The sequence below is a fragment of the Paenibacillus sp. FSL P2-0173 genome, assembly GCF_038008045.1.
Classification (GTDB): Bacteria; Bacillota; Bacilli; order Paenibacillales; family Paenibacillaceae; genus Paenibacillus; species Paenibacillus polymyxa_B.
This window is the reverse complement of record NZ_JBBOYK010000004.1, coordinates 146018-166685: the sequence shown is the minus strand read 5'-3', so window position 1 is coordinate 166685 and position 20668 is coordinate 146018. Positions and strand designations below refer to the sequence as shown.

The following is a 20668-nucleotide window of genomic DNA, read 5'->3' as shown; positions in this document are numbered from 1 at the left end:
AGCGAGTTCTTAAAAAATGTAGAATTAAATTTAACTTGTTTTGGAGTGGGCATCTTTGGATTTAATAAATCATAGTCAATATACGGTAGGAAGTCTTTTTGCAGGAATAGGTGGATTCTGCCGTGCATTCAAGAATGAAGGTTTTGATGTTGTATGGGCAAATGAATTTGACAGCTATGCTTCGCAGACGTATCGCCATAATTACCCAGATACTAGGCTGATCGAAAAATCGGTAGAAGAGCTTTCAGTAAAAGCGGATGAGCTTGAGCCGGTCGACATTCTAACTGCCGGCTTTCCTTGTCAGTCTTTTTCCCTTGCTGGTAATAAGCTTGGATTTAAAGATCCTAGAGGACAGTTGTTCTTTGAAATAATTCGGTTGATTAAGGAGTTTGGAGAACAGAAACCTAAAATTCTTGTGCTGGAAAATGTAAAGAATCTGATCTATCACGATGACAAAAATACCATCAATACAATCGAAGAAGAAATTAAAAGAGCTGGATACTGGTTTAGAATTCCTTTGGATCAGAAAGGAAACTTGATCTCGCATCGCAGTAATGCAGTAGTTCTGAATACTAAGGAGCATACCGATATTCCGCAGAATAGAGAGCGACTATATATGGTTGCCTTCTCACAGCAGCACTTCAAAATGAATACATTCAATTTTCCTAAGGCCTTAGAAGATATTAATGACGTAAGAGCGTATCTGGATATACATGAAAAGGCAGATGAAGAGTATTACTTTGATTTGAACAGCAAGTACGGCAGAATGTTCGCAAACAAAATAGCGGAAGGTAGTGATGACTCCGTCTATTTGTTGCGTAGGGCTTATGTACGAGAGAATAAGAGTGCTGCCGCCTTTACCCTGACAGCAAACATGGGGGAAGGTGGGCACAACGTTCCGGTGATCAAGGATGATTGGGGAATAAGGAAGCTATCACCTATTGAATGCGCTCGTCTACAAGGATTTCAAGATTCCTTTTTTTCTTTTCCGAAAAGTATGCCCAAAGGTAAGCAGTATAAGCAGGTAGGCAACGCAGTCACAGTTGACTTGGTGCAGAAGTTAGCAGCAGAATGCAGAAGAAATTTGATTGAGCAGGGAGTGCGATAATGATAAACTGGAATTTTCCTCCTAACAACTACGGACAAGTTACTGGTTTTAACGATGCAGGTATTGAAACATTTAAGGGGAACCCTTGGGATTCACTCGCCCGAGAGATTAACCAAAATTCTTGCGATGCTAGAGTTTCTGGGAGTATCGAACCTGTTAGAGTGGAGTTTGAAATTAAAGAACTGCCTGCATCGGCTTTCCCCAGAAAAGATATGTTCATCAATGTTATAAATCGAAGTTTGGATTATTGGAAAGAGAATGCTAAGACAGTCAGTTTTTTTGAGCAAGCATTAAACATTATGCAGGCAGAAACAATCAAATTTCTGAAAATAAGTGACTACAATACAACCGGACTAACTGGGGCAAGTCAAGGTCATCACGGAGGATGGCATAATCTAATCAAGTCGGTTGGCTCCTCAAACAAAGATTCCAAGTCGGGAGGTTCCTTTGGTATTGGAAAACATGCCCCTTTTGCCTGCTCAGACCTCAGGACCGTTTTTTACAGCACTAAGGATCAACATGGCATTGAGGCGTTTCAGGGTGTAGCCAAGCTTGTCACTCACTATGATGAGAAGGGAGAACCTACTCAGGGGACCGGTTATTACGGACAAGTAGAGAAAAATGAACCAATACTTATTCAAGAACAGATCAATGAATTTTTCAGAAGAGATGAAACAGGAACTGATGTATTTATAGCGGGATTCAATGCGGAAGAAGAGTGGGAGACCAAGGTTATTCGCTCTGTTTTAGAAAGTTTTTTTGTTGCTATCTTGGATCAAAAGTTGATAGTAAAAGTTGGAGAAACAGAGATTAATGCTGAAACAATTCCTAGTATCCTGGGACAATACACGAAGGGCGAATCAGACTGTCTGTCCTATTCTTATTATGAGGCTTATACGTTGTCTAATACATCTAAGTTTGTACTCACTAACTTTGAAGGTTTTGGGGAGATACGAATGTATATACTTCCCGGAAAAGATGCACCTAAAAGAGTAGCAATGGTTAGAAGTACTGGAATGAAGATCTATGATAAAGGCAACTTCCGAACTCCATTTAAATTCTCCGGCGTCTTAATTGCAGATGGGGATGAGATTAATGAATTTCTTCGGAAGATAGAGCCTCCTACACATACTGCTTGGGAAGCTGAACGGCATGATGATCCAAATTATGCAAAAGGGATTATAAAAAGATTATACGGTTGGATGAATGAGCAAATTAGATCAATTTCGCTAGGGAATGCCGTTGAAGAATTAGATGTTGAAGGGCTGAGCGAGTATCTCCCTGACAAAGGTGAGGACAGTAGCTCGGCCCCTGCATTAGTTGCAGAAGAGGGAGAGAAAAGTGAGCCGAAAGAAATTGAGCTTCAAGTAAATTACCAGCAGAGCAAGCCGAATACTGTAAACATAACAAGTAAAGGTGATTTACCAGGCTATGACCACGAACAAGAGGCAGAAGAAAGCGACCTTGATTCTGGTGTAGACCCTGATATTAATAAAATAGACTTTTTTGATAATATCACTGAACAGAGCAATGGGGAAAAGGATTCTGAAGAACATGATCCGTCCGATTCCAATCATGATGATAATTCGGACGAAGATAGTAATACTGAATCGGAGGTATCAGGAGAGGAAAAACAATTACAGCCCAAAGTAAATAAAAATTTGCGAATAACTCAATCCAGAATCTTCTGCACTGATCCTGGTAAAGGGACATATAAGATGACTCTTAAGTCTAATGAGGGAGGATATGGATATGTTGGAGTTAATATTATAGGGGAAGTCGGAGGAGAAAAGGCTAAGGTACGTTCCGCAGAGCAGTTTGAGGTGAATGTGCATATAGAGAATGATGTAAAGATCGGTCCAGTACGCTTTGATAGGAATGAGCGAACAGTGATAACTATTACACTTAAAGAACCTCTTCGCTGTGCTTTGGAGGTGGCTGTCTATGCAAATTAGTTCAAGACAGTACCCACATCCCGTACTTTCTTATAATTCGGATGACTTTATTAACAGCGATTTTCAGGCTTCCCTTAAAAATACTAAAACTCACAGTTCATATATTTTTAATGCATACTGTGTCACAAGCAGTGAAGGGATAAACCAGCTTATAAAAGATCATAAAGCTAGGTTTGCATTTCATTTTGAATGCCAAACAACGCGTTATCGTAAAATATTTTCCTCTTTTGATAATGATTTTAACTTTAGCCTTTCTGCCCAAGATATTGAAGGGAAAGTACAAATCTGTGCATTTATAATAGCTGTAGAAGATTTAGAAAGCTACGAACTGGCTGAGTTTCACCCTGACTATGAAGGATACAGCTTTCAAATAAGGAAGGGGGATATTCTTGCTGTTGATGCTGAAAGATCATTTTTTGCTGAAAAAGATATTGACCCATTAAAGCGAATTCCGTCGATTTTCTCCATTCAACCTAATCGTAGTGAAGATGCGCAAGCTATTGAAGTAGATTCCTCCGGGAATAAGATCATCATCAAATTGTCCCAAGAAAACTTTGATTATTATAAGTCTATTTCCTTAAATGCCAGCTTTCAACCCATCCTTTCTTCGTTAATTGTTATTCCGGCTCTAGTATCCATTCTTGAGACGCTGAGACATGAGGAGACGGATATTGACTATGAAGAGTGCCGGTGGTATCAGGTTATTCTGCTAAGACTAAAAGATTTTGGGATAGAATTGGGTTCTCACAGTTTTGAGCAGGAGTCTACAATCTCAATTGCACAGAAGCTGATTGGGGATCCACTTAGTCAGTCTTTTTCAGCGTTAATGAATTTAGAGGAAGATTGAGGTGCTAAAGTTTGAATTTACATTATGTAAGCGACAGTTCATTAGACGATATAAAATCAAATATAAAACATAATATTCCGTATTATTCTTCTAACATTCCTTGGTTGGATGAGTATTTTGGGTCTGAGCCCTGGAGTTTCACTTCAAAGATTCGAGTAGAGGATATAGACCTACACATGCCAATAAGCTCAACTGTTCATTTTGACTTAGAAAATACTAAAAAGGTGTATTCAACATTAAAAGATATAACTTTAATCCAAGCTTGCGATGAGCGGATGTGGACGCATCTGACTCATCAAACTTTTTGGAATTATATGCGTAAAAGATGGCCTGTAGAATCCTACTTAAATAAAGAGAAACCTGAAGATGCGATAAAAGAACGTTATTTTTTTATGTCGAATAAAGGTAGAGCACTCGTTCGTAACGGAATTGCCCGACTATGGTGGTACGGCTATGTGTCCTATGATGAAGAGAGGGAAGATCCTTTCGAGCTTACCGCTATGCTCTTATCCAAGTTGGATATTGCTCAAAGTTTGCTTGAACGTGTATTCTCTGGGAATCGGGACATCACTCGAGCTATATTATCTGTTATCCATCAGAAAGATAAAATCGAAGGTGTAGCAGTAAGCAGAGATATCTTCAGAAGTTTAATGATGTACATTAACCAGCTTGGTGGGGTCACCATTCTAGATGCTCTTGATCGATCAGAATTAGAGGTGCTAATTGAAACAAAGCTTAATAACCTCCTATAAGAAAGCTAGGGTCTGCCAATAGGCAGGCTCTTTCTATGCTGGTCATTAACGCAATTTCGCGGTAGAATAGAATCCTTGTAAAGTAATTGATTGTTTTTTGTAGGTGAGTATGGTAAGCTGCTTTTAAAGAGAACGCGTGTTCTTGATTGAGGAGGGTTCACAGAAATGAGTGGTAAGTTGGTAGCTGTTGATCTTTTCTCTGGAGCAGGTGGCTTAAGTTTAGGATTTATACAAACCGGCCAGATTCGAATAGCAGTAGCCGTTGAGAATAATAAATCAGCACAGCAAACCTATTTAGCAAATCACCCTGACGTAAATATGTATGGTGATATTAGAAGTGTTGATTACAACCAAATTCTTAATGAATGCAGAAGAATGGGGGCAGGAAAAGTCAATATTGTTTTTGGTGGTCCCCCCTGCCAAGGTTTTTCTAATGCAAACAGACAAAAGGCAGCACTAATCTCTGCCAATAATCAGCTTGTAAAAGAATTTGTCAAAGCTATTGAACTGCTTAATCCAGATGGTTTTGTTATGGAGAATGTTAAGGAACTTAAGTCCAATAAGCATAAATTTTTCTTATCTTCACATGACGAGCAGGAGGTTGCTGAACTTCGACTTGTACCATCGGAAGAAAAAGTCTCCTTGGGGGAAGTTAATACACTTAAGTCTGAGCTTTTAGTTTTTTTAAATGAGTCGTTACGGGTTTCTCTACCTAGTTATGTAGTCGGAAATAAAGTTCTATTTTCCAAACTGAATCATTTATACCGTAAGAAAAAAGAAGCAGAAGTTTATCTCAAGAAAACCCGCGTCGCGATTAAAAGCTTCTATAGTAATTGGGAAGATCTGCATGAGTATTACTGGAGTCCAGAGTATAAAGAGAAGTGGATGCAGTTGAAGGATCTATTACAGAATGAGGAAAGTTCATTAGAAGAGGTTTTCTCATGTCTAAACGAAGTTATAGCTATTCAGCAGATCATCATGCGAGCAGGAGAAATTGAAATTAACGGGTTAAAAGCAGGTCAATTTTACTCAGAACACAATGAGGTTCTTGTAAATCTTCAAACATATATTGTATTAGATTATCTAAAAGCAAAGTTTAAAAGCTTAGGTTATAAATTTAATGAGGATCAGCTGGTTTTGAATTCTGCTAATTTTGGAGCTCCTCAGCAAAGGGAGCGTTTGTTCCTTGTTGGTGTGAAAAATAAATTAGTCGAAAATATAGAGATAAAGCTACCTGAGCCCATTATTAAAAGTACGGAGCAATTCTATACTGTGAAGGATGCTGTTGAGGATCTTGAAAATGTAGAGCCTTTGGTCCTTATGGAGGAAGATCAGCCTTTAGTTAAAGCGAATATTGAAAATGCAAACCCATTGCTGAAGTATTTACAGGCAGGAATCGGAGACGTTAGAAATCATATTATGACTGATACAAGGGAAACTGCACTTCAGAGATTTAAGATGCTACAGCCGGGACAAAATTTTCACCACCTAGATGATTCTTATAAAGATACGTATTCAAATCCGAAGCGAACACAAAATACGGTTTATCTGCGGCTGAACTATAACACTCCTTCCGGGACTGTTTTGAATATCAGAAAATCTATGTGGATCCATCCTGTAAGAAATAGGGCTGTAAGTATAAGAGAAGCTGCTAGGTTACAAACTTTTCCAGATAGCTTTGTGTTTATGGGGGCCAAAGATGCTCAATATCAGCAGGTAGGAAATGCAGTACCTCCTCTGTTGGGGAGAGCTGTAGCAGATCAGCTTCTCTATTATTTAGGGCATTCTCCAGTAGAGTCTTTAAAAGATGTAATTACACCGCTTCAAACTGTAGATATATAATAAAAGATTCCCTACTCTATTTGAGTAGGGAATCTTTTATTATAGTGAATACATTGAACATTTAGAAGGCATTCTTGCACCTAGGGTTGACCGTTGTGCAAACCATCCCAGCAAAGTCCAGTACAGCTAAATTCGCTGTCTTGAAGTCAAAGTTGAAAACATACAGGGTTCTATTTTTCGAGGCTAGTATTTTGTCGGTTCTTGGAAAGGATTTGTCAGAAGAGAGATCAAAATATCTTATAAATAACCTAATGACATTGGTATCAAATTTATCTGGTACTTTTCCATTAAAATTAGTAGATATTTGAATAGCAGTTGATTTAATTCTAGATGCGCGGTAAATTAGACCAATAGGACTAATTATTTCAACCAATCATGATTCTGAAGCCTTAGAAATTTGTTGCATAGTAGGGAAACTAGAAAGCGGAGATCTGTATAACTCTTCAACCTTTCTTACATGGGTTTATTGCAGTAAAAATTCGGCTACGAGTACATGATATGGATTTTTGGTAGAGCGCCAGGATAATTTTTTTAATTTTGGTCAAACCATTGTTTCAGAGTATTCCAATAGAAGGATATTTCTTTCATTATTACAGCTCATAAGCAGATTATATAGTAATGTGAAATTAACCCTTAGTCCATTAATATAAGCAATAAACAATTTATCAATTAACTTTTATGATTTGAAAGCATACTGAAAAGGCGTGGATATATGAAAAAGGAAGTCATAAATCCTAATATCAGGAACTTTATTGTGTCGCTACGGGATGTAGGCTATACATTTGATGTAGCTGTAGCAGATGTTTTGGATAATAGTATTGCAGCACAAGCATCGGAAATACATATTCAGATGTTTGAAGAACCAGAGCTTATTTTTTGTATGCTCGATAATGGCAATGGAATGGCCACTACTGAACTAATTGAAGCTATGCGTCTGGGCACTAAAAATCCCAATGAAGCCAGAAATAAGTCTGACTTAGGCAGGTTTGGATTGGGACTGAAAACAGCTTCTTTTTCCCAATGTAAACGTCTAACAGTAATTTCTAAGAAAAACAAAAAAACTTCGGTTCGACAGTGGGATCTGGATTATATCTCAGATGCAGACGAGTGGATTCTACTTGCTCCGTCGCTAACTCAGTTAAATAGTTTGCCTATGTTAAAAAAGCTAAAAAACCAAGACAGCGGAACACTTATTGTATGGCAAGGAATAGATAGCGTAAGTAAGGCAGAATTATCTTCTGTTATCACGAATTTAAGGAGGCATTTGTCGCTTGTATTCCATCAGTTTTTGGAAGGTGGACCTAAACAAAAGGCGATTAATATACAGATCAATAATAATCCTTTAGTACCGTTTAATCCTTTTAATATCAATCATCCAGCTACACAGCAACTTACGAATGAGAAATTAAAAATAGGAAAGTCAACAATTACTATTCAACCGTATATTCTTCCGCATCATTCTAAATTGTCACAACAGGAATACGAAGAGTATGCCACAGATGAAGGGTACACAAGATCTCAAGGATTCTATTTATATAGATCTCGTAGATTACTTATTTACGGCACTTGGTGGGGGCTTCATAGAGCAAATGATGCTCATAAGCTTGTCAGGATTAAAATTGATATTACAAATGAGCAGGACAAATACTGGGGAATTGATATTAAAAAGTCTACAGCAAGTCCAATTCCAGAGATAAAAAACGATCTTAAAAGAATTATTAGACAAGTTACAGAAAAAGGTTCAAGACCTTATACAGGAAGAGGAAAAAAGATTGAAGATAAGACGACAACAAAGTTTTGGCAGCTCGTTCCTCATGACTCAGGTTTTCGCTTTATTTTGAATCAAGAGCACCCTCTGCTGGAAAAGCTGCAGGATGATTTAACTGGAGAAAACCGTCAGCTACTGGACATGTATCTAAAAGGGCTACAAGCCTATCTGCCGCTGGAAGCCATTCAAGCGCAACTGCAGCAGAATCCTTATGAGGTGCAACAGGAGACACTTATGACGGAGGAAGATATTAGAGAATTAGCAGATAAGTTAAAAGCAGCAGGGTTAAGTGAAGATGCTATTAAAGATTTGCTTAAAACAGAGATATTTAAGAACCGAGAGGGGTTATTAAAGGGTGGACACTAATAGTTATCAGGCAATAAAGAACTTTATTCTTAAGAAGCTTCAGGATGTAGAAGGAGTTCTCCCGGAAGATAAAATTAAAGAAGAAATACAAAATGCTAAAACGATTATATCTACAGTAGGAATTTCCATGTTTTCAATGATCTTGTCGGTCTCCGATTTGATAGAACCTTCAAAAGAAGACTGGCTTCGGATGGAGCGTGAGCTGGAAACTCACTTTGATGTGAGAATGGAGGCAGGCATACTAGTACAAGGTGAAGAACAGCAGAAGAGAGATACAACATGGTGGACAGGAAAAGTTAAACAAGAATGCAGTGGATACTATTGGAAGCGATATAAAGATCATATGAGCCGCTCCATGGCACCAGAAGTCGTGAAAACAACGGACGAAGACACAGACAGAGTCATGGACAATATTGAAAACCCTATGAACGATTCCATACAAGCATTTGAAAGATTAGGAATGGTAGTAGGACATGTACAGTCAGGTAAAACCGGCAACTATTCAGCACTGGTTTGTAAAGCAGCTGATGCAGGGTATAAGTTTATTGTAGTCATTGCTGGAGGGATGAACAATCTAAGAGATCAGACTCAGGTACGTATGAATGAGGCCTTTATTGGACAAGACAAAGGCATTCCTGTCGGCGTGGGTAAACTTGGAGATATGAGATCTGAAATGCTTCCGATCAGTTTGACAACAGCAGAACAAGACTTTAATAAACGAGATGCAGATAGAAATAAGCAGGGGATTAACCTTGATAATATCAGCACGCCTATTCTGTTAGTCATCAAAAAAAATTCAAATACTCTAAAAAATGTGATTGATTGGCTGAAGACGCAATATCGAGGACAAATTGCCAAACATGCCATGCTTATGATTGATGATGAGTCTGATTATGCGTCGATTAATACAAGCAGTGAAGAAGATCCTACGATTATTAATAAGCGGCTCAGAGAGCTCCTGCGTTTGTTTCATAAGAGTGCCTATGTAGCTTATACGGCTACCCCATATGCCAATATATTTATTGATCATGAAGCTTCAAATGATGATGTAGGCAAAGATATTTTTCCCAAGGATTTTATTTATGCCCTTAAAGCACCGACCAATTATTTTGGAGCAGCAAAGATTTTCTTAGATCCTAAACAAAAAAACATCGTGAAAATTAAAGATTATTCTAAATCCCTACCAATGACACATAAAAAAGGTGAGCCTATAAGCGAGCTGCCTGATAGTTTGTATGATGCTGTTCGCCATTTTTTCGTTAATATAGCGATTAGAAAACTTAGAGGCCAAGGGGATAAGCATAACAGCATGTTAGTACATGTAACCCGGTTTACAGCGATTCATGAACGAGTCAGTTCTCTCATAAAAGAATACGTAGAAAAAATGCAGCAAGCTGTGAATGCATATGGAAGATTAGACGCTGTAGAGACAAAGCATCCGATGCTTCAAGATTTAAAGGATACTTTCGCACTAAGGTACTCTGGATTGGAGTTTGAGTGGAAAAAGGTTCTTCATAGCATGGTGGATATTGTTAGTTCTATTATAGTAAGAGAAGTTCATAACAACACTAAAATTCCGCTGGTATATAGGAACGATACAGCCACCAATGCCATTGTTATTGGCGGAACAAGTTTATCAAGAGGGTATACGGTTGAAGGCTTAAGCATTAGTTATTTTATTAGAAGCACAGTGTTTTATGATACGTTGATGCAGATGGGAAGATGGTTTGGTTATCGTCCAAATTATGAAGATCTTTGTTATATTTACATGCCTGAAGAAGTCGCTACTAGGTTTAGACTGATTATTGAAGCTACAGAAGACTTGGTAGATGATCTGAATCGAATGGCAAAGGCTAAAATGACTCCTGAAGATTTTGGGTTATCCGTAAAATATCATCCTGATAGTGGTCTCCAAGTTACGGCTAGGAATAAGCAAAAGAGTAGCAAGGATCTTTATTTTGAAATGAAGCTTGATGGTACTTTGAAAGAAACCAGTTGGATTCCTAGCAATCCTATATCAAATAAGAAAAATTTTAAGTTAATCAAGAGTCTTGTCGATCAATTAGAAGATAAGTATGGAGCTGAAAAATGGTCGGACTCTATTGAAACAGAAAATACTTTTAAAAGCTATCTTTGGAAAAATGTCCATAAGGAAGTTATTGAATATTTCTTAGATCATTTCGAAGTTGTAGTTTCGGATCAATTTGGTTTGAATTCCAGAATGCCTATTGAATTTGTTCAGGAATACGTGCGCAAGATGGAAACAGAATGGGATGTTGCTTTGTATAACGGTAGCAGTGAGAAAGAATTCGTCGCAAGTAAAATTAAGACAAAGCAAGAAAGACGTAAATTTACACATAAAGTTGATCACTTAGAAGTAAGAAATAGGCAGGTTTCAAGTGGCAGTGCTGAATTTATTTCTCTTTCAGAAGAAGAACGCCAAGAGTGTGGAAATGATCGAAAAGCAGCTAGAAGCAAACTCAAGAGACCCCTTCTCATGCTTCACATTATGGATGGAGAAATTAGTTTGGAAGAAAATGGAGAGAATAATCTTCCCTCTCAATCGGATTTGGCTGCTTTTGGAATCAGCTTCCCAGGGGGCATTGAGAGTGGAAAAAGGACCGTAAAGGTAAAAATTAATAGTGTAACAATTAAAAACTTACTAAATGAAACTGAGGAAGATTTTGATGATAACCAAGAATAAGCCCTGGACAGGAATGGAAAAACAATCCCAAAGACGTGCAGATGCTGACACACCTCACAACTTATTTTGGATCATAGGCCCTCAAGGTAATTACGGGTTGCGAATTCAAACGAAAGACAGTGTTAAATTTGTCGATGACAAAATTAGTCTCAAAGGTATTCAATTAATTATAGATAGTTCCGTGGCTCACCAAACTGATTTTTTCTTAATTCTACAAAACAAAGAAGATTGGGAGATCTTTCATACACTTTGTGACGATCTAATCAAAGTAGTTCGTGATAATCCTAATGGAAAAGAAATGATCAGTGCCATTGAACTTCGACTCAAACGTTGGCAGCATTTGCTGAAGCAGGATAAGCGTTTGTCTTTATCCATAGAGCAGCAGATGGGATTATTCTCTGAACTTTTTTGTCTAATGAACATTGTTATCCCAAAGCTAGGTGTTCAACAGGCCATTTTAGCATGGAATGGCCCTGATTTTGATAAACAAGATTTTTTGCTTGATGATGCTGCACTTGAGGTGAAATCGTACAGAACTTCTAAGGGAGATACTGTGAATATTTCTTCGTTGAAACAGCTCTACAGTGAAAAGGATTCGATATATTTAGCATCGTATGCACTTACAGCTTCTGAGAATGGAACTTCAATTGAAGAGATCGCCGCAGATATTAGACGGATTATAATTATTAACGGAACAAATAACGATTTAGATTTATTTGAATCTAAGCTTTTAGCATATGGATATGCCCCTGAAACTCTAATAGAAGAACTAAATAGCTTTATAGTGGATAATCAACGGATCTTCAGCGTTAAGGATGAGTTTCCAAGGATTATACCGCAGGATGTTAAAGCTTCAATAACATCAGTCAAATATTCTGTGGATCTTTCTAGATGCACAGAGTTTGAAATAAGCTTGGATAACTTTCTGAAATGAGGGAGTAGAAGTGATCAGTTTAGAGGAATTTCATCAGGATTTTTTACAGAGTATTCTTGCCGATGCAGAGAGCAGAGGATTAATGCGAAGTCAGGCTTTTTTCGAAAACACATGTGAAGCTTTAGTAAGCATAGGCGAACTGACTAGCGATTATACTGCGGCTGATTATTCAAAGACAGGTACTGAAGTTCACGGATATGACTATGACGAAACTCGAGAAATTCTTACTGTCTTGGTCCATCATTTTTTCCAAGAAGATCGTATTGAGACGCTAACAAAAACGCATATCACAATAAAGTTCAATCGACTTAGAACTTTTGTGCAAAGAAGTATTCGTGGTTTTTATAGAGACTTGGAAGAAACATCTGATGCATATTCAATGGCCTACAATATTCACCAATACGCCCATAGTGGAAAAATAAGTAGGATTAAACTGGTTGTAATGTCTGACGGGAAAATGACGAGAACTTTGACAGATCTACCCTCTGAAGAGCTGGATAGCATTTTAGTAGACTTGAGAGTAATTGATATTGAATATATTCATAAAATTTATCTTTCGGAGTATAACGGAAGTAGTTTTGAAATAAATATAAAACTACCATGTTTAGAAATTCCAACTAGTTCTCAAGAGTACCAGTCCTTTTTGTCTTTTTTAACAGGAGAGGACCTCGTTGGGATATATGAGCAGTACGGGCAAAAGCTGTTTGAGCAAAATGTTAGAACTTTCTTGCAGTTTAAGGGCGGTGTGAATAAAGGCATTAGAAACACGATTGAATTTACTCCTGAACTATTCTTCGCCTACAACAATGGTATTACAGCAACTGCAAGTGAAGTAGAGTTTGATAATAAGGGGGAAATTTCTAAAATTATTGATTTTCAGATTGTAAATGGTGCACAAACTACATCATCTATCTATGCAGCTAAAAAAAATTCTAAATTAGATGTATCTAAAGTAATAGTTCAAATGAAATTATCAGTAGTTAAAGAGAAAGAGAAACAATATGATTTTGTATCAAAAGTCTCTGAATATGCCAATACTCAAAATAAAGTAAATAAGTCTGACTTTTTTTCTAATAATCCATATCATAAAGAAATGAAGAGCAATTCACAGCGTGTGTGGGCCCCAAGTGTAGGAGGATCGCAACGTAGAACACATTGGTTTTATGAAAGAGTAAGGGGAGAATATCTTAACGAACAGGCATATCTGACAAAAGCAGAAAAAACTAAATTTCAGCTCGAAAATCCAAAAGCTCATCTCATTGACAAGACCTTTCTATCTAAAAGTGAAAATTCCTGGCTTAGAAAGCCAGATGTTGTATCCAAGGGGGCGCAGTACAGCTTTGCTTCTTTTGCAGATCATATTACAGAGTGGCTCGAGAAGGATAATCTTGCTATCACTGAGAGCTATTTCAAAGATGCTGTAGCACGGATTATTCTGTTTAAGAACGTAGAGAAATTGATTTCTAACGCGTCGTGGTATGATGGAGGATTTCGAGCACAGACAGTTACCTATACTATTGCTTATTTGTCACAGCTGGTAGAAAAAACAGGAAGGTACTTTAACTTTAATTCGATTTGGGAAGAGCAACAACTTCCTAAAGACCTATTACCTGTTATCAATACAATAACAAAGGAAGTTTACGATTCCATTACAGTCCCACCTGGCGGATCTGCGAATATAGCTCAGTGGTGTAAGAAACGTGAATGTTGGGAAAGAATACAGAAGCTTGATCTTGGTATAGAACTAGATAATTCACTTTTAATTAAAAAGGAAGAGAGTAAATATATTAAGCGTGAAGTAAGGAAAGATAAGAAGCTTACCAGTGGTATAGAGGTTCAAATCTTTGTTGTGAACATGCAGAGACAGGTATGGACAAAAATGCTTGAACATTTTATAAAGTATCAATCAGTCAGTAATGTTTCACGACTACAGATGGATATCTTAGAAAAAATGGCGGTAGGTTCTTTAGGGGCTCCATCTGAGAAGCAAAGCAAAGTGCTAAATCTTTTATATGAAAAAGCAATTAATGAAGGGATAATAAGTTAAAGGGTTGATATACCTTCCTCAGCTGGGAAAATACAAGGTTGCTGCTGAATTTGATTCGCTTTGCAGGCAATGAGTTACATGAAACGAAGTACATTACGGATAACCTATATACAGAGTGTGCTTATTATCCAGAAAGTAAAATGTTGGTTGTTATTAACAATAGCGATCAACTTCAAAGAACGACGATTGATACGGAATATGGCAAACAAACCATGGAATTAGAACCGTATGACACCATGATCACCCATATCGGCTTAACAAAATCGGTATAGGAACGGAAAATATGAGAAGTAGCGGTATCAAGCCCCCCTTTATTTTAAGGAAGGGCTTTTTGTTTCCGCACCTCCAGAAAATCAAGCCAATTTACCGGGGATTTTGTCCATTCAAAAGTATCTACTCCATCATTAACTATAAGTAAAACAATTAAGGAGATGATTTCTTTGAGAAAGGCAACCTTAATGAAAATTAAAAAAACAGAAGCAAAGTTGGGAAAAAAACTGAAAAAAAATAGTCACGTGATTATGAATCTTAAAAAAGCCATTCGTGTAACTCAACTTGGAGATGGGTTCGCACGATTCACTTTCGCACCGATCACTATTTCTCCTAATAGCTTTAGAAGCACTACGATTAACGGTAACGCCTACAATCTGATTAGCGGTGCATGGACTTTCTCTGGAAATGAACAAGGGTTTCTTCTCAATAATTATTCCGCGGCCGAAGACAGATGGGTATTTACTGCATGGAATCCAACTGGATTCACAAGAACGGTATCCTATGCTGTTATCGCCAAACGGAAGCCATGATTCAAATGTCATAGCTAGTAAAGAAAAGGAGCTTGCAGGTTCCTTTTCTTTACTAGAATGTAAATGAAATAGACCAAAGATCTCCTAAAGGGTGTGAAGTTTTCTGGATTCTGCCTTAAAAGCCTTTTTACCTTATAATTTTTGATAGTGGTTTAAGAGGTGCTCAACTCTATCTTTAATAATCTGTTTTAAAGATTCAGGCTTCACTGATCGTACATAATGACCATATCTCATAAAATAATGAGCGATAAACTCCTCTTCTCCAGGATTATAAAATCCCTTAATGACTGTCTTATCACCATTTTCTATTTTCATAGAAGGATAATGTTCTTTATAAAAAATATCCTTGGCTTGTTCTACAATCTCTACTTCAAAGTCAATGCTCTTCTCAGATTGATACATTTCTAATGAACGACTAAGGAGTTCATCTATAGAAAAGCGAGAATTGCTCTCCTCATCTTCTATAAAGGTTATTCGATCACATCTGAAAACTCTATATTTATTCGTATGTAACTCTATTCCAGTAGCATACCATTGACCAAACTTAGCGGAAATTTTGAAAAATTGAATATAGTAACTTTTTTTCTGATTATTTTTTACATATTTAACTTTACAGGTACTCTCATTAAGAATGCTTGTTAGAATTTTATCTAAATAACGACTAACATGATTATGCTGATATGTTTCAAATTGTAAAACCTTTTTCATTTTATGAATCTGGTTTATTTGTATTTTAGAAAGACAGTGTTCAAACTTTTCATTGAGTTGATTAACACTTAAATGAAAGGGGGTGGATTGATAAGCTTCTAACGTCAACATTGCAAAGTACAGCGCATATACCTCATCCATTGTAAAAATAATGGGGGATAACAATCTATTTTTTAAGATACCATATCGTCCATGTCTGCCATGTTCCGAAAAAATAGGCATACCTAATTGTTCCAATGAACTAATATCACGTAGAGCTGTACTTTTTGAAATATGGTATTTATCCATTAGGTCATTTAAATTAAAGAACTCTCGACTGTTTAAGTATCTGATCATGTCATTTAATCTTTCCGATTTCTTCATCTAAATCTCCTTATAAAGGTGTCATATTTTGATACCTTTTTATATGATAATAAGTTCAAGGGAATATATCAAATTCATAAGATATCTGACTAAAAGCACATATAAAAGGAGATTGATACCATGAGTACAACATTAGAAGTAGCTATTTTCTTATCCATGAACGGAAAGGCAAAAGAAGCTATACATTTTTACAAAAAACACTTCAGCGCAGAGGAATTGTTTCTGGTTACCTATCAAGACATGGCCCAACGTGACAGCTCCATACAGCTTACGGATGAAAATAAAAATTATATTTCTCATTCAGTCTTATCCATCGGAAAAACAAAAGTAATGATAGCAGAAGATACAATGAATCCCAGTGAAGAATATACAGTAGGGAATAATACTTCATTATGTATTCAAAGTGCTGACCTAGAAGAAATTAAACGTTTTTATGATAGCTTAATTACAGATGATCGAGTGAAAATTATTGTGCCTTTATCTAATAATGTGTTTAGCCAAGCCTACGGTATTATTGAAGACCCATTCGGTATTCAAATACAATTAATGTTTGATAATCGATTATAATAAAAAAGCATATTGTATGTTCCATGTTTCATAATTGGATAATAAATGGGCAGAAGTAAAAACTAAAATGGGAAAACCTAAGATACCGCAGCAGAAAAGGAGCCACTATGACGGAGAAAAAAGAAATAGCAGATCAAATAGGGTGGAACTTCGACAACAGTTACTCTCGTTTGCCGGAATCATTGTTTACAAAGCTCAACCTAACTCCTGTCCGCTCACCAAAGCTGATCATTCTTAATCATCCGTTGGCAGCATCACTGGGGTTGAACGGCACGGCGCTGCAAGGGAATGATGGCGTAGCGGAGCTGGCCGGTAACCAGGTTCCTGAAGGGGCTATGCCTCTTGCTCAAGCTTACGCAGGGCATCAATTCGGGCATTTTAACATGTTAGGAGACGGACGTGCTCTGCTGCTTGGCGAACAGATCAATCCCTTGGGTGAACGGGTTGATATTCAGCTCAAGGGCTCAGGCAGAACGCCATACTCCCGTGGTGGTGACGGCCGTGCGGCACTTGGTCCGATGCTTCGCGAATACATCATCAGTGAGGCGATGCATGCGCTGGATATTGCTACCACCCGCAGCTTGGCGGTCGTATCCACGGGTGAGTCGATCATCCGGGAAACCGAGCAGCCCGGAGCCATTCTGACCCGTGTGGCTGCCAGTCATCTTCGCGTCGGAACCTTTCAATACGTCTCAGCATGGGGCACGTCTCAAGATCTCCGTGCTCTGGCTGATTATACCTTGGAAAGACACTATCCGGAAGTTGCCAATGACGAAAACCATTACCTTTCACTGCTTCAGGAAGTGATTAAGCGTCAAGCCGAGCTGATTGCCAAATGGCAGCTGGTTGGTTTTATTCATGGGGTGATGAACACCGACAATATGACCCTTAGCGGAGAAACCATTGATTATGGTCCTTGCGCCTTCATGGATACCTATAATCCTGAGACGGTGTTCAGTTCCATCGATAGGCAGGGCCGCTATGCTTATGCCAATCAGCCGCATATTGCTGCGTGGAATCTCGCGAGATTCGCTGAGACGCTCTTGCCACTGCTGCATGACAACAGGGAGCAGGCTGTCACACTGGCTGAGCATGCAATTTCAGATTTTGTAAAAATGTTTCACCATCATTGGCTTGCAGGAATGCGGGCGAAGCTGGGGATCTTTAACGAAGAGCAGGAGGATGAATCTCTTATTGAGGATCTGCTGAGTATCATGCAGAAGCATCGTGCCGACTACACCAATACCTTCCGTGCCCTAACTTTGAACAAGCTGGAGGATACGGTTCTGTTCAGTGCTGCGGAATTCACCCAGTGGCACGAGCAATGGCAGGCGAGACTAGGCAGACAGCAGGAATCACAAGCCTCCTCGTATCAGCTGATGCGCAGCAGCAATCCTGCAATCATTCCACGCAACCACCGGGTAGAAGAAGCACTAGAAGCTGCGGTGGAACGAGAAGACTACCGTGTGATGGAGAAGCTTCTTGAAGTTCTTTCGAACCCTTATGCCTACTCTACCGAACAGGAAATTTACTCTACATTGCCTGAGGAATCCACCTGTCCTTACCGAACCTTTTGCGGTACCTGATGTGGAGCGAATTATTTGAAGATAACCTATATTATGCGTTGGTGGAGAAGATAGCCAATCTCTCACCAACGCATTTTGTTTTTATAGTGGTAGGTTGCGACTGATTAATCCAGTTCCTGACCGTCATTTTCGATCTGTATGTGTCCGCAATAAAGACATTGATGCGTACAGTTCTGCGTAAGAGCAGGCTGGCCTTCGATGCGCATGTCGCTTTTTCCGTTCAGCCAAGGCATCGTAAGGACAGGAATACACGGTGCCTTTTTCACCCCATAAATATCGACCATCTCACTGGCTTGCACAGCCGGATTCAGCGGACTGGAGCAATTCCCAAAAGATTTTATGTTCACTCCGGGCACATAATCTCCAATATTCATCTGAGCTTTATTTTTGACATACACCCCATGGCTAAAAGGGCGCTTCAAACGCGTGGGCTGTGTACCGTAACTACAGCTTAAAATCGCACCTGCCACGACATAGCTTTTTTTCGCACCTGTTCCAGGCTGCACACTTGCTTCTTCCATACGGATTATTCCTCCTTTGTGGCCATCTCTACTTTTTGCACACGAACACCTGTAAATGGACGACGCAGCAGACTTTCCGCTACCGCGAGATTGATATAGATACGTGCTTCCAACAAGCCGGCAATCCGAAATATAGAGGATTCGATTTTCCCGTGTTTAAGTACCAATTGCTTCAAGGTGTGGTCGGGATACCACTCGGTTTGTGAGGAAAGACAATCCACCACAGGTGGACGCAGTACCCAGTACACATCCTGCCTGGCTTTCTGAAAATCGGTAAGTATAGCGGCCTTCCATTCCAGCTCCGGCATATATTTTTCCAACAGGGCTTTCATGGAGTCTGAAACCAGTGGCAAAGGGAACTCCAGAAAATCCGGATATACGGTTCGTGGATCTGTATGTACTGCTAGAAACAGGGGAGTATCCTCCGCCTGAAGGGTATGACCCGAAAGGATATCCTCCACCTGCAAGGGAGACAGGGGCGCAGTCTCCACCCGATGCTTTACGCGCTCGTCCACCATGAGTCGGTAATACCTCATGACATCCACTCCCCTTTACTCACTGCATCTGTTATCTGTGTAGCCAGGGGCGCTTCTATAGCAGCAAGGCCAATGGCTTCGCTTAGTTGGTCATCTGTAAAGCTTACCCGGTGTAGTTTTGCTCCTGTAAAATTAGCGTTTACTAAACATGCACCTATAAACGAAGCGTCAGTAACATCGGCTCCTACAAAGCAGGCACCTGTTAGATCCGCGCTGTTAAATAAAGCTCTTTGCAGCGCGGCATCTTGGAAAGTAGCTCCTTGAAGCTGTGCATGTTGAAAACTAGCTCCCTGTAAATTAGCTCTTGTAAAATTCACTCCATCCAATCCTAACGGTTCCCAATCCAGCCAAGCATCCGATCCATATTCGCTATTGCTTATCACTTCGTCCAGTACAGCCTCTTGCAGGGAACAGCCACTGAAATCGGCTCCATGAAGCAGGCTGTGCGAAAGGTCGGTTCCATCTAGCTGAGCTTCTTGCCATACCGTGCCTACGAGGATACAGTGATGCAATTGACTTTGTTGCATCCCGATCTGGCGAAAGACTGTATAGCGAAAATCCAAGGAACTGTAATTTCCATCCGACAGTTGAACTTGAGACAGTGCTTGGTAGCTGTAGGCCGATTCTTCTTTTTCCTCCAGCCAAGACTTTATTATGTTTGCATCCACGGGTCTTCGATCTTCCCGATACACGGAGACACTATGATCCATATACTCTCCGACGCGAATCTCAAAAGCTTCTTCACGATCCAACGCCTCAAACTCTGGTAGGTGGACTGCTTGCTTCATAGCCTGACGAACTAGACTAACGATCATCGTATGAAGATATCCCGCTGCTTCCAACATGATCTGTTCCAATTCAAGTTCGGAAAGGGAGACTTGTTGCTTCAAAGTTTCAGCCCCAAGTTGTTCACGTAATTGAGTCCAATAGAGAAAAATCCAACTTGCATCGTACTCCAACTGAACGGGCTCAGCATCAAGCATCCATAAGGCATCCGTAGCTTCAACAAGATAAACGGGCTTCTGTTCAAGCCATGTGGTGCGCAGCATAGAGTAGGTGATGTAACCGATATGACCTTTACGACCTGTGAGTTGTTTTTGCCGAACCAGCTCACAAAAGGCGCGAAAATGTTCTACTATATGCTGTAATCTTTGTGTTTGTGTTGATTTACATGTCAACGCCCATTCTTTGCGAATGAAAGACCAAGCCTGATGAAGAGCCGTTTGTTGTTGATCTAACACATCTGTTTGCTTTTCCATGT

Annotated in this window: 17 protein-coding genes; 13 read left to right on the top strand and 4 right to left on the bottom strand. The window is 39.1% G+C overall.

Annotated elements, in window-relative coordinates:
- Positions 1 to 55 precede the first annotated feature (55 nt).
- From MKX30_RS20660 to MKX30_RS20610, 11 genes are all read left to right on the top strand, one after another.
- The gene (locus tag MKX30_RS20660; protein WP_341063393.1) at positions 56 to 1108 is read left to right on the top strand and encodes a DNA cytosine methyltransferase; all 1053 of its coding nucleotides are present in this window, start codon (positions 56 to 58) and stop codon (positions 1106 to 1108) included.
- A complete protein-coding gene (locus MKX30_RS20655) occupies positions 1108 to 3063 on the top strand; it encodes a hypothetical protein (RefSeq protein WP_341063392.1) in 1956 nt (651 codons plus the stop codon). The genes MKX30_RS20660 and MKX30_RS20655 overlap by 1 nt, the downstream gene beginning before the upstream one ends.
- Complete coding sequence (locus MKX30_RS20650; RefSeq protein WP_341063390.1) at positions 3053 to 3910, top strand: hypothetical protein; 858 nt, start codon at positions 3053 to 3055, stop codon at positions 3908 to 3910. The genes MKX30_RS20655 and MKX30_RS20650 overlap by 11 nt, the downstream gene beginning before the upstream one ends.
- 11 nt (positions 3911 to 3921) lie before the next feature.
- On the top strand, positions 3922 to 4662 hold the full coding sequence (locus MKX30_RS20645; RefSeq protein ID WP_341063388.1) for a DUF6339 family protein: 741 nt from the start codon (positions 3922 to 3924) through the stop codon (positions 4660 to 4662).
- Positions 4663 to 4827: 165 nt separating this feature from the next.
- Positions 4828 to 6504: a DNA cytosine methyltransferase gene (locus MKX30_RS20640; RefSeq protein ID WP_341063386.1), complete on the top strand. Its 1677-nt coding sequence runs from the start codon at positions 4828 to 4830 to the stop codon at positions 6502 to 6504.
- Between the two features lie 712 nt (positions 6505 to 7216).
- On the top strand, positions 7217 to 8638 hold the full coding sequence (locus MKX30_RS20635) for an ATP-binding protein (RefSeq protein ID WP_341063385.1): 1422 nt from the start codon (positions 7217 to 7219) through the stop codon (positions 8636 to 8638).
- A complete protein-coding gene (locus tag MKX30_RS20630; protein WP_341063382.1) occupies positions 8628 to 11342 on the top strand; it encodes a Z1 domain-containing protein in 2715 nt (904 codons plus the stop codon). The genes MKX30_RS20635 and MKX30_RS20630 overlap by 11 nt, the downstream gene beginning before the upstream one ends.
- On the top strand, positions 11326 to 12276 hold the full coding sequence (locus tag MKX30_RS20625) for a PD-(D/E)XK motif protein (protein WP_341063379.1): 951 nt from the start codon (positions 11326 to 11328) through the stop codon (positions 12274 to 12276). Before MKX30_RS20630 ends, MKX30_RS20625 begins: the two co-directional genes overlap by 17 nt.
- Before the next feature lie 10 nt (positions 12277 to 12286).
- Positions 12287 to 14323 (top strand): AIPR family protein, encoded by a 2037-nt coding sequence (locus tag MKX30_RS20620; RefSeq protein WP_341063377.1) that lies wholly within the window; start codon positions 12287 to 12289, stop codon positions 14321 to 14323.
- Positions 14324 to 14361: 38 nt separating this feature from the next.
- Complete coding sequence (locus MKX30_RS20615) at positions 14362 to 14595, top strand: 1,3-beta-galactosyl-N-acetylhexosamine phosphorylase C-terminal domain-containing protein (RefSeq protein WP_341063375.1); 234 nt, start codon at positions 14362 to 14364, stop codon at positions 14593 to 14595.
- Between the two features lie 159 nt (positions 14596 to 14754).
- Complete coding sequence (locus tag MKX30_RS20610) at positions 14755 to 15126, top strand: hypothetical protein (RefSeq protein ID WP_226887842.1); 372 nt, start codon at positions 14755 to 14757, stop codon at positions 15124 to 15126.
- 132 nt (positions 15127 to 15258) lie between these two features.
- Here MKX30_RS20610 and MKX30_RS20605 read toward each other — a convergent pair whose 3' ends face one another.
- On the bottom strand, positions 15259 to 16197 hold the full coding sequence (locus MKX30_RS20605; protein ID WP_340959945.1) for a helix-turn-helix transcriptional regulator: 939 nt from the start codon (positions 16195 to 16197) through the stop codon (positions 15259 to 15261).
- Between the two features lie 120 nt (positions 16198 to 16317).
- Between MKX30_RS20605 and MKX30_RS20600 the strand changes: the two genes are divergently transcribed.
- Both MKX30_RS20600 and MKX30_RS20595 read left to right on the top strand, forming a co-directional pair.
- A complete protein-coding gene (locus MKX30_RS20600; protein ID WP_028542017.1) occupies positions 16318 to 16764 on the top strand; it encodes a VOC family protein in 447 nt (148 codons plus the stop codon).
- A 107-nt stretch (positions 16765 to 16871) separates the two neighbouring features.
- Positions 16872 to 18350 (top strand): protein adenylyltransferase SelO, encoded by a 1479-nt coding sequence (locus MKX30_RS20595; protein ID WP_341063372.1) that lies wholly within the window; start codon positions 16872 to 16874, stop codon positions 18348 to 18350.
- A gap of 104 nt (positions 18351 to 18454) precedes the next feature.
- On the opposite strand, the gene MKX30_RS20590 is transcribed toward MKX30_RS20595, so the two are convergent.
- The 3 genes from MKX30_RS20590 to MKX30_RS20580 are packed head-to-tail and all read right to left on the bottom strand — an operon-like array spanning position 18455 to position 20666.
- Complete coding sequence (locus tag MKX30_RS20590; protein WP_013308879.1) at positions 18455 to 18871, bottom strand: DUF4280 domain-containing protein; 417 nt, start codon at positions 18869 to 18871, stop codon at positions 18455 to 18457.
- 5 nt (positions 18872 to 18876) lie between these two features.
- Positions 18877 to 19407 carry a hypothetical protein gene (locus MKX30_RS20585; protein WP_028542019.1) on the bottom strand — a complete coding sequence of 177 codons (531 nt, stop codon included), beginning with the start codon at positions 19405 to 19407 and terminating at the stop codon, positions 18877 to 18879.
- The gene (locus MKX30_RS20580; RefSeq protein ID WP_028542020.1) at positions 19404 to 20666 is read right to left on the bottom strand and encodes a pentapeptide repeat-containing protein; all 1263 of its coding nucleotides are present in this window, start codon (positions 20664 to 20666) and stop codon (positions 19404 to 19406) included. The genes MKX30_RS20585 and MKX30_RS20580 overlap by 4 nt, the downstream gene beginning before the upstream one ends.
- Positions 20667 to 20668: the final 2 nt, after the last annotated feature.

Excerpts from the sequence above, each read along its gene's own strand:
- MKX30_RS20655 (WP_341063392.1), top strand. The coding sequence starts at position 1,108 with ATGATAAACTGGAATTTTCCTCCTAACAACTACGGACAAGTTACTGGT.
- MKX30_RS20650 (WP_341063390.1), top strand. The coding sequence starts at position 3,053 with ATGCAAATTAGTTCAAGACAGTACCCACATCCCGTACTTTCTTATAAT.
- MKX30_RS20640 (WP_341063386.1), top strand. The coding sequence starts at position 4,828 with ATGAGTGGTAAGTTGGTAGCTGTTGATCTTTTCTCTGGAGCAGGTGGC.
- MKX30_RS20635 (WP_341063385.1), top strand. The coding sequence starts at position 7,217 with ATGAAAAAGGAAGTCATAAATCCTAATATCAGGAACTTTATTGTGTCG.
- MKX30_RS20625 (WP_341063379.1), top strand. The coding sequence starts at position 11,326 with ATGATAACCAAGAATAAGCCCTGGACAGGAATGGAAAAACAATCCCAA.
- MKX30_RS20610 (WP_226887842.1), top strand. The coding sequence starts at position 14,755 with ATGATTTCTTTGAGAAAGGCAACCTTAATGAAAATTAAAAAAACAGAA.
- MKX30_RS20605 (WP_340959945.1), bottom strand. The coding sequence starts at position 16,197 with ATGAAGAAATCGGAAAGATTAAATGACATGATCAGATACTTAAACAGT.
- MKX30_RS20600 (WP_028542017.1), top strand. The coding sequence starts at position 16,318 with ATGAGTACAACATTAGAAGTAGCTATTTTCTTATCCATGAACGGAAAG.
- MKX30_RS20595 (WP_341063372.1), top strand. The coding sequence starts at position 16,872 with ATGACGGAGAAAAAAGAAATAGCAGATCAAATAGGGTGGAACTTCGAC.
- MKX30_RS20590 (WP_013308879.1), bottom strand. The coding sequence starts at position 18,871 with ATGGAAGAAGCAAGTGTGCAGCCTGGAACAGGTGCGAAAAAAAGCTAT.
- MKX30_RS20585 (WP_028542019.1), bottom strand. The coding sequence starts at position 19,407 with ATGAGGTATTACCGACTCATGGTGGACGAGCGCGTAAAGCATCGGGTG.
- MKX30_RS20580 (WP_028542020.1), bottom strand. The coding sequence starts at position 20,666 with ATGGAAAAGCAAACAGATGTGTTAGATCAACAACAAACGGCTCTTCAT.